An 8643-nucleotide genomic window follows, 5' to 3' on the forward strand; every position below is an offset into this window, starting at 1 on the left:
ATGAGCAACGAAGACGTACGCCGGCGGGACCTGCGTGCCCTGTGGCATCCCTGTACCCAGATGAAGGATTACGGGGAGGAGGGCACGCTTCCCCTGCTGCCGATCGAGCGGGGCGAGGGCGTGTGGCTGTACGATTTCGACGGCAACCGTTATCTGGATGCCATCAGCTCCTGGTGGGTGAACCTGTTCGGCCACGCCAATCCGCGCATCAACGACGCGCTAAAGGACCAGGTCGACCGCCTGGAGCACGTCATCCTGGCCGGCTGCACCCATGAACCGGTGGTGGAGCTGAGCGAACGCCTGATCGACATAACGCCGGCGGGCCTCGATCGGGTGTTCCTGGCCGACAACGGCTCGGCCGGCGTGGAAGCGGCGCTCAAAATGAGCTTCCACTACTGGCGCAATGTCGGCCAGCCGCAGAAGATTCGCTTCATCGGGCTCTCCAACGCCTATCACGGGGAGACCATCGGGGCCCTCTCGGTCAGTGACGTGCCGCTGTACCGGCATACCTACGAGCCGCTGATGCTGGACGTGATCAATGTCCCGGGGCCCGACTGCTTTCACCGCGAGCCGGGCGAGGACTGCGCCGATGTGGCGCGCCGCCAGTTCGCGCACATGGAACAGGCGCTGGAACGCCACGCCCACGAGGTCGCCGCGGTCATCGTCGAGCCGCTGGTGCAGTGCGCCGGTCACATGCGCATGTTCGACCCGGAATACCTGCGCCTGCTGCGCGAGGCTTGCGACCGCCATGGCGTGCACCTGATCGCCGACGAGATCGCGGTGGGCTTCGGCCGTACCGGGACCCTGTTCGCCTGCGAGCAGGGGCCGATCACGCCCGATTTCCTGTGCCTGTCGAAGGGCCTGACCGGCGGTTATCTGCCGATGGCGGCGCTGCTGACCACCGATACGGTCTATCAGGCGTTCTACGACGATTACGAAAAGCTCAACATGTTCCTGCACTCGCATTCCTACACCGGGAACCCTCTGGCGTGCCGGGCCGCGCTGGCAACGCTGGACATCTTCGAGTCCGAACCGGTGCTGGAGCGCAATCGCGAGCTGGCTGCGCACATCGCGCGCCGCCTGGAGCCGCTCAATGATCACCCGCACGTGGCCGACGTGCGCCAGCACGGCATGATCGCCGCGGTCGAGCTGGTGCAGGACAAGGCCAGCCGGACCCCGTATCCGTGGCAGGAACGGCGGGGGCTCGACATCTACCGGCACGGTCTGACCCGGGGAGCGCTGCTGCGCCCGCTGGGCAATGTCTCCTATCTCATGCCCCCCTACGTGATCACCGAGGAGCAGATCGACTTCCTCGTGGACGTCATGGGCGAGGGCATCGACATCGCCACCCGCGACTGACGACACGGCGCGTAATCAGCGTAAACCGATTCCTTCCTGTGTCCATGTAATGTCGCATAATGAATATTATGTTAAATCGTGTAGATGGACGGAGAAGCACGCTCGTCTGCGTGCACCCCTTCAGTCGAGACTCGCGATCACGCGAGCAAGAAGACGTTTGACCTGCTCCATCCCGGTTTCCAGATTGCGCCCGATCTCGTCCATGGTGATCTCGCCCTTGCTGCGCCCGGCGGCACGGTTGGCAATCACCGCACAGGCGGCATAACTGAGGCCCAGCTCCCGAGCCAGGGCCGTTTCCGGCATGCCGGTCATCCCCACCAGGTCACAGCCGTCTCGTTCCATGCGGTCGATCTCCGCCGCGGTTTCGAGCCTCGGTCCCTGGGTAGCACCGTAGGTCCCCTGCTCGCAGACAGGCAGTTCCAGCTCGCCGGCTGCGTTCAGAAGTTTTTCGCGAACCTCGGGACAGTACGGCCAGGTCATGTCTACATGGGTGACCTCGTCCAGGTGGCCACCTTCGAAATAGGTGTTCGCGCGCGACCAGGTGTAGTCGATGATCTGGTCGGGGATTGCCAGCTGCCCCGGCTGCATGCATTCGGTTATGCCGCCGACCGCCGCCACCGCGATGGCGGCCTCGACCCCGGTGTTGTGCAGGGCCCAGATATTGGCGCGATAGTTCACCTGATGTGGCGGGATGGTGTGACGCGCCCCGTGCCGCGGCAGGAACACCGTCTCAATGCCGTTGAGGTGTCCGAACACCAGCGGGCCGGAGGGTTCGCCATACGGCGTGTGCATCACCCGACGGTGGGTGATCTCCAGGTCCTTCAGTCGGGTCAGTCCGGTGCCGCCAATGATGGCCAGTCGGGGTGCGGTCATCGCGCGCTCTCGTGATTCGCTGGTCGGGTATGGTGTCTCAGTTTTCGGCCACGGCAAATATGCCGGGCGCGTTGCGCAGATAGTCCTGGTAGTCCATCCCGTAGCCGAACAGATAGCGGTTCGGCGCTTCGAGGGCGGCATGGTCGGCCGTAATCGACGGGTCCCGCTCGGGGGTGGCCTTGTCCACCAGCACGATGGTGACCAGGCGACGGGCGCCCTGCTCCCGGCAGAAGTTCTGGATGCCGGCCAGGGTGATGCCGCCGTCGAGGATGTCGTCGACGATCACGACGGTGCGTCCCTGCATGGACTGGTGCGGCAGGGACAGCCAGTGCAGCTGTTCCTCGCCGCGCGTGGCGCCGCGATAGCGGGTAGCGTGCAGGTAATCGACCTGCATGGGGAAGGACCAGCGGGTGAGCAGCCCGCCCAGCAGGACCACTCCGCCGTTCATCACGCCCAGCACCAGCGGGTTCTCGTCCGCCAGTTGATGCGCGGTGCGTTCGGCCAGTCGGTCGATGGCGGTTTCCACCGCGTCACGGCTGTACAGACAGTCGGCGTCGCGGAGCGTGGCACGTGCCTGTTCGGGATTCATGCGGGTCCCCGGTCGTCTGGGGCCGGAAGCGGAGTCCCGGCCTGCGGGCGTGGCGAATGCCCCGCCCCGAAACAGGACCGGCCGACGCTGGGGCCGGCCGGTCACTCGACGGATTCCGTCGCTTCGCCTCAGTAGGTGAAGGTGACGGTGTCGTCGTCCATCGCCTCGGAGATCACGTAGGCGCCGCCCACGGTTTCCTCGACTTCGTCGATCAGGTCGTTGCCCCACAGGTCCAGCGTCGGGGTGCAGACCTTCAGCACGACGCCGGCTTCGTGGGCGTCCTTGATGAAGTCGTAGACGCTCTTGCTGCTGCCTTCCTGCACGAACAGATTCTCGGCCACGCCCTTCTTGGCCAGTTCGCCGGCACGGCCGGTCATCACGACCTCGACGTCGTATTCCATGGCGGCGGCCACGGTGGCCTGGAAGAACGGAGCGCCGAGTTCGGACGGATTGTTCGGGTCGGTGTTGACCATGACGATCATGAGCTTATCGGCCATGACGATTCTCCATCATTGTGGGATTGGTTAAGTATATTATTAGCAGCTCAGTGTCGAACCGGTGGCGCATTATAGGCGGGTCGGTAGCCCGGCGCCAACGGGGCGGCAAACGCTGCGGTCAGGAACCCTTCGTCGGGCTTGCATGGCCCGCTTCCAGCCAGGCGTGCAGCTGGACGCGCAGGGCCTCGCGACGGCGCGGATCGCTCTCCACGGCCCGGGCGTGCATGCGCCGCAGGCGCGCCCGGGTGTCGGCATTCTGCTGGTGTTCGCGCAGGTGATCGAGGATTGTATCGGCCTCCTGCGGGCGATTGCAGATCAGGATCATGTCGCAGCCCGCCTCCAGGGCTGCGTCCGCCCGCTCGGCGGGCGAGCCCATGGTTTCGGCGCCGGCCATCGCGAGGTCGTCGGAGAAGATCGCCCCCTGGAAGCCCGTCTCACGGCGCAGGATGGCCTGAAGCCAGGTACGGGAGAATCCGGCGGGCCGCGCATCCACAGCGGAATACACTACATGCGCCGGCATCATCCCTTCCAGATGCCCTGTCAGTGGCCGGAATGCCTCGATATCTCCGGCCTCGATCTCGGCCAGCGGGCGCGGATCCTCCGGCACGGCCACGTGCGAGTCTGCGGCCACGGCCCCGTGTCCGGGGAAATGCTTGCCCACCGAGGCCATGCCGGCGGCGGTCAGACCGCGTACGAATGCCAGCCCGAGTTCCGCGATCACCGCGGGATCGTCATGAAATGCACGGTCGCCGATGACTTCGCTGATCTCCAGATCCCGGTCCAGCACTGGCGTAAAGCTGAAATCGATGCCCACCGACTGCAGCTCCAGGGCAAGCAGTTCGCCGGCGGCACGGGCCAGTTCGCGCGCCCGTGTCGGCACCTGGTCATGCAGCTCCCCGAGGCTGCGCATCGGCGGGAAGCGGGTGAAGCCCTCGCGCAGGCGCTGTACCCGCCCTCCTTCCTGATCCACCGCGATCAGCAGTTCGGGGCGCTCACGGCGGATCGCGCCGGTCAGGGCGCGCACCTGTTCGGGCCCGCCGACATTGCGGTCGAACAGGATCACCCCGCCGGTCGCGGGGTGCTGAAGGCGTTCGCGGTCTTCGGTGGTCAGTTCGGTGCCGACGAGGTCGAGCATGACCACGCCGGGCGGGCGGGGATCCTGTGTGCGCATGGGCGGGTCCGGGGTGTCAGGGGCGCATCAGGATAGCGAGGCCTCGGGCAGGAAAGCGAGGGCCTTGAGCTTCTCGATGCGGTCGCGCAGACGCGCCGCCTCCTCGAACTCCAGGTCGCGCGCCTTCTGGAACATCTCCTGTTCCAGACGCTCGATCTCGCGCGCCGCATTCTGTGGCGCGTCGACGTAGTCGGCGGCCTCCTCGGCCACCTTGTTGTCCGCGCCCTTGCGCTCGCCGGACTTGCGCCGGGTGCCGGGCGCGGCCTGACCGGCCTCGAGGATATCCGCCACGCTCTTGTGGATGCCTTCGGGCGTGATTCCGTGGGCCTCGTTGTGCTCGATCTGGCGGGCGCGGCGGCGTTCGGTCTCGTCGATCGCGCGGCGCATCGAGCCGGTGATGGTGTCCGCGTACAGGATCGCCTTGCCGCGCACGTTGCGCGCCGCGCGGCCGATCGTCTGGATCAGCGAGCGGTCGGAGCGCAGGAAGCCCTCCTTGTCGGCGTCGAAGATCGCCACCAGCGAGACCTCGGGCATGTCCAGGCCCTCGCGCAGCAGGTTGATCCCCACCAGCACGTCGAATTCGCCCAGACGCAGGTCGCGGATGATCTCCATGCGCTCGACCGTGTCGATATCCGAGTGCAGGTAACGCACGCGCACGCCGTGCTCCGACAGGTAGTCGGTCAGATCCTCGGCCATGCGCTTGGTCAGCGTGGTGATCAGGGTGCGTTCGTCGCGCTCCACCCGGTCGCGGATCTCGGACAGGCAGTCGTCCACCTGGGAAGCCACCGGGCGCACCTCCAGTTCCGGGTCCAGCAGCCCGGTGGGCCGTACCACCTGGTCGATGATGGCGCCGGCGTGCTCGCGCTCGTACGGCCCCGGCGTGGCCGAGACGTGGATGGTCTGCGGCATCAGCTGCTCGAATTCCTCGAAGCGCATCGGCCGGTTGTCCAGCGCCGACGGCAGGCGGAAGCCGTACTCCACCAGGGTCTCCTTGCGCGAACGGTCGCCCTTGAACATCCCGCCCACCTGCGGCACCGATACGTGCGACTCGTCGATCACCAGCAAGGCGTCTTCGGGCAGGTAGTCGAAGAAGGTCGGCGGCGGCTCGCCCGGCGCGCGTCCGGAGAGATAGCGCGAGTAGTTCTCGATCCCGTTGCAGTAGCCGATCTCCAGGATCATCTCCAGATCGAACTGGGTGCGCTGTTCCAGGCGCTGGGCCTCCACCAGCCGGTTCTCCTGGCGCAGGAAATCCAGGCGCTCCTTCAGCTCGTCGCGGATCTTGTCCACCGCCTCCAGCAGGGTCTCGCGGGGGGTGACGTAGTGGGTCTTGGGGTAGATCGTCAGGCGCGGCACCGTGCCCGACACCTCGCCGGTCAGCGGGTCGAAGTACGACAGCCGCTCGATCTCGTCATCGAACAGCTCAATGCGTACCGCCTCGCGTTCGGATTCCGCCGGATGGATGTCGATCACCTCGCCGCGCACCCGGTAGGTCGCGCGGCGCAGTTCGGTGTCGTTGCGGGTGTACTGCAGTTCGGCCAGGCGCCGCAGCAGGTCGCGCTGGTCGATGCGCTCGCCGCGCTTGAGGTGCAGCACCATGGACAGATACTTGCGCGGGTCGCCCAGGCCGTAGATGGCCGAGACCGAGGCGACGATGATGGCATCGCGGCGTTCCAGCAGCGCGCGCGTGGCCGACAGGCGCATCTGCTCGATGTGGTCGTTAATCGACGCGTCCTTCTCGATATACGTATCCGAGGACGGGACGTAGGCCTCCGGCTGGTAGTAGTCGTAATACGAAACGAAATACTCCACCGCGTTGTTGGGGAAGAACTCCTTGAACTCGCCGTAGAGCTGCGCGGCCAGCGTCTTGTTGGGCGCCAGCACGATCGTCGGGCGCTGCAGGTTCTCCACCACGTTGGCGACGGTGAAGGTCTTGCCCGAACCCGTCACGCCCAGCAGGACCTGGTGCGCCAGGCCGTCTTCGATGCCCCGGGTCAGTTCGCGAATGGCCTGGGGCTGGTCCCCCGCCGGCTGGTATTTCGATACCACCCGGAACGTTCCATCTTCATGTTCCGCCAACCGCTTATCCTCCGCGTCTGATTTCAGTATCATTTCGGGCCGCGAGCCGGTCGGCCTCTCCGCCTGCTCGACCCCATCCACATCGAGGCAGTCCCTTGGAAATCCAGCTATCCGATCGTGTACAGCGCATCCAGCCCTCCCCCACCCTGGCCGTGACGGCCCTGGCCGCCCGGCTGCGCGCCGAAGGCCGCGACATCGTGGGGCTGGGGGCCGGCGAGCCGGACTTCGATACGCCGGAGCATATCAAGCAGGCGGCGATTGATGCGCTTGCCCGCGGTGAGACCAAGTACACCGCGGTCGACGGCACGGCCGGTCTGAAGGACGCCATCATCCGCAAGTTTGAACGTGATAACGAGCTCACGTTCACTCCCGGGCAAATCCTGGTCTCCTCCGGCGGCAAGCAGAGCATCTTCAACCTGTGCCAGGCCCTGCTCAATCCGGGTGACGAAGTGATCGTGCCGGCCCCCTACTGGGTCTCCTACCCCGACATCGCGATGCTGGCCGGCGCGCGGCCCGTCATCGTGAGCGCCTCGCAGGAAGAAGGCTTCAAGCTGCGACCGGAGACCCTCGAAGCCGCGATCACCGGCAACACCCGGCTGATCTTCCTGAACAGCCCCTCCAACCCCACCGGCGCCGCCTACTCGCGCGGTGAACTGGAGGCCCTCGCCGAGGTGCTGCGGCGCCATCCGCAGATCGTCATCGCCACCGACGACATGTACGAACACATCCGCTTCGGCGAAACCGAGTTCGTGAATATCGTCAACGCGGCCCCCGACCTGCTGGAGCGCACTGTCGTCCTCAATGGCGTGTCCAAGGCCTACGCCATGACCGGCTGGCGCATCGGCTACGCCGGCGGCCCCGCCGAGCTGATCGGCGCGATGAAGAAGATCCAGTCGCAGAGCACCTCCAACCCGACCTCCATCGCCCAGGCAGCCGCCGAAGCCGCCCTCAACGGCGACCAGACCTGCGTGCGCCAGATGTGTTCGGCGTTCGCCCAGCGCGCGCGGCACGTGGTGGACGGCCTCAACGCCATCGACGGCATCGAATGCCGCATGCCCGACGGTACCTTCTACTGCTTCCCGCGGGTCACCGGCCTGATGGAACGTGCCGGGGTCGACAGCGACGTGGCCCTCGGCGAGCGACTGCTGGACGAGGCCGGCGTGGCCCTGGTCCCGGGCAGCGCGTTCGGGGCCCCCGGGCATCTGCGCGTGTCCTTCGCCACCAGCCTGGAGATGCTGGACAAGGCACTGGAACGCCTGCGCGAGTTCGCCTCCCGAAACGCTTGACGGACCCCGGATCGGGCTATACGATACGCGGCTAATTCCCCGGTAGCTCAGTCGGTAGAGCGGGTGACTGTTAATCACTAGGTCGGCGGTTCGAGCCCGTCCCGGGGAGCCAAACAAAACAACGACTTAGGCCAGCCTTCGGGTTGGCCTTTTTCGTTTGTGTACCCGGATTTGTACCACTTCGCGAGTCGTGTACAGGAGCGTGTACCAACGGTCGTTCTGCGAGTACCAACGCCATCGCGGACACGGACTATGTTCCGACACAAAAAACCCGCCGTAGCGGGGTCGAAGGGTATCGGCGTTGGCCTGGTCCCAATGGGTCAATTCCAGGTTGAGTCGCTGGTCTTGTCCCGCAGCGCGAACCCCACGCCCTGCATCCGCCCGAGCAGACGGCCCTGTTCCCGGGCCGCTGCGGCCAGCGGGCGGGCAATGCGCTCCGCACCCCAGTTCCAGTTCGGCCAGCCGGCGGCTTCCCGGAGGTTTCCCACGCTATTCTCCGCACGAACCAGCCGGGACTTCGCCTGCGAGCAGGCCCCACATTCTGGCCAGGATCCCGCTCTTGATTCGCAGGATCTCTCCGGCCGAGCGCCACGATATCCATCCCGATTCCACCCCGCCACGACCGGGCTACAGGGCATGATGGTCTCCGCCCGCTGGCGCGATCCGACCCGGGTGCGGGAAACTGGCGGGCACTGGCGACTGTGGTGCGGGGATGGAGCATGGACGGATCCGGTGGCGGGCTGTGGGGAAACCGTGCGGGGGTGGCCCGGGCGCGCTGGTCGGGGCGGGTGC

The 8643-nt window shown here is 66.3% G+C and carries 7 protein-coding genes, 1 tRNA gene and 1 pseudogene; 3 read left to right on the forward strand and 6 right to left on the reverse strand.

Features of this window, described 5'->3' with window-relative positions:
- Entirely contained in the window at nucleotides 1–1359 is a 1359-nt protein-coding gene (locus tag B1A74_RS03715) for an adenosylmethionine--8-amino-7-oxononanoate transaminase (protein WP_077243797.1), read from the forward strand.
- A gap of 120 nt (nucleotides 1360–1479) precedes the next feature.
- On the opposite strand, the gene B1A74_RS03720 is transcribed toward B1A74_RS03715, so the two are convergent.
- The 5 genes from B1A74_RS03720 to uvrB all read right to left on the reverse strand — a co-directional run bounded on the left by B1A74_RS03720 (nucleotide 1480) and on the right by uvrB (nucleotide 6598).
- On the reverse strand, nucleotides 1480–2232 hold the full coding sequence (locus B1A74_RS03720) for an S-methyl-5'-thioinosine phosphorylase (protein ID WP_024328798.1): 753 nt from the start codon (nucleotides 2230–2232) through the stop codon (nucleotides 1480–1482).
- Between the two features lie 37 nt (nucleotides 2233–2269).
- Entirely contained in the window at nucleotides 2270–2821 is a 552-nt protein-coding gene (locus B1A74_RS03725) for a hypoxanthine-guanine phosphoribosyltransferase (protein ID WP_077243798.1), read from the reverse strand.
- A gap of 128 nt (nucleotides 2822–2949) precedes the next feature.
- Entirely contained in the window at nucleotides 2950–3318 is a 369-nt protein-coding gene (locus tag B1A74_RS03730) for a DsrE family protein (RefSeq protein WP_018946007.1), read from the reverse strand.
- Nucleotides 3319–3436: 118 nt separating this feature from the next.
- Nucleotides 3437–4489, reverse strand: a complete 1053-nt coding sequence (gene nagZ, locus B1A74_RS03735) for a beta-N-acetylhexosaminidase (protein WP_018946006.1) — start codon at nucleotides 4487–4489, stop codon at nucleotides 3437–3439.
- A 27-nt stretch (nucleotides 4490–4516) separates the two neighbouring features.
- Nucleotides 4517–6598 carry an excinuclease ABC subunit UvrB gene (gene uvrB / locus B1A74_RS03740; protein ID WP_077243799.1) on the reverse strand — a complete coding sequence of 694 codons (2082 nt, stop codon included), beginning with the start codon at nucleotides 6596–6598 and terminating at the stop codon, nucleotides 4517–4519.
- 62 nt (nucleotides 6599–6660) lie between these two features.
- Between uvrB and B1A74_RS03745 the strand changes: the two genes are divergently transcribed.
- Both B1A74_RS03745 and B1A74_RS03750 read left to right on the forward strand, forming a co-directional pair.
- A complete protein-coding gene (locus tag B1A74_RS03745) occupies nucleotides 6661–7851 on the forward strand; it encodes a pyridoxal phosphate-dependent aminotransferase (RefSeq protein ID WP_018946004.1) in 1191 nt (396 codons plus the stop codon).
- Nucleotides 7852–7887: 36 nt separating this feature from the next.
- Nucleotides 7888–7963: transfer RNA gene (locus B1A74_RS03750), tRNA-Asn, on the forward strand.
- 226 nt (nucleotides 7964–8189) lie between these two features.
- Here B1A74_RS03750 and B1A74_RS14455 read toward each other — a convergent pair.
- A pseudogene (locus B1A74_RS14455) lies at nucleotides 8190–8339 on the reverse strand (DUF4172 domain-containing protein); the annotation flags it as partial.
- Nucleotides 8340–8643 lie beyond the last annotated feature (304 nt).

Origin of the sequence: Thioalkalivibrio halophilus (genome assembly GCF_001995255.1) — a bacterium.
GTDB lineage: Bacteria > Pseudomonadota > Gammaproteobacteria > Ectothiorhodospirales > Ectothiorhodospiraceae > Thioalkalivibrio > Thioalkalivibrio halophilus.

Coding starts and splice junctions, on each gene's coding strand:
- B1A74_RS03715 (WP_077243797.1), top strand. CDS start 1: ATGAGCAACGAAGACGTACGCCGGCGGGACCTGCGTGCCCTGTGGCAT.
- B1A74_RS03720 (WP_024328798.1), bottom strand. CDS start 2,232: ATGACCGCACCCCGACTGGCCATCATTGGCGGCACCGGACTGACCCGA.
- B1A74_RS03725 (WP_077243798.1), bottom strand. CDS start 2,821: ATGAATCCCGAACAGGCACGTGCCACGCTCCGCGACGCCGACTGTCTG.
- B1A74_RS03730 (WP_018946007.1), bottom strand. CDS start 3,318: ATGGCCGATAAGCTCATGATCGTCATGGTCAACACCGACCCGAACAAT.
- nagZ (WP_018946006.1), bottom strand. CDS start 4,489: ATGCGCACACAGGATCCCCGCCCGCCCGGCGTGGTCATGCTCGACCTC.
- uvrB (WP_077243799.1), bottom strand. CDS start 6,598: ATGATACTGAAATCAGACGCGGAGGATAAGCGGTTGGCGGAACATGAA.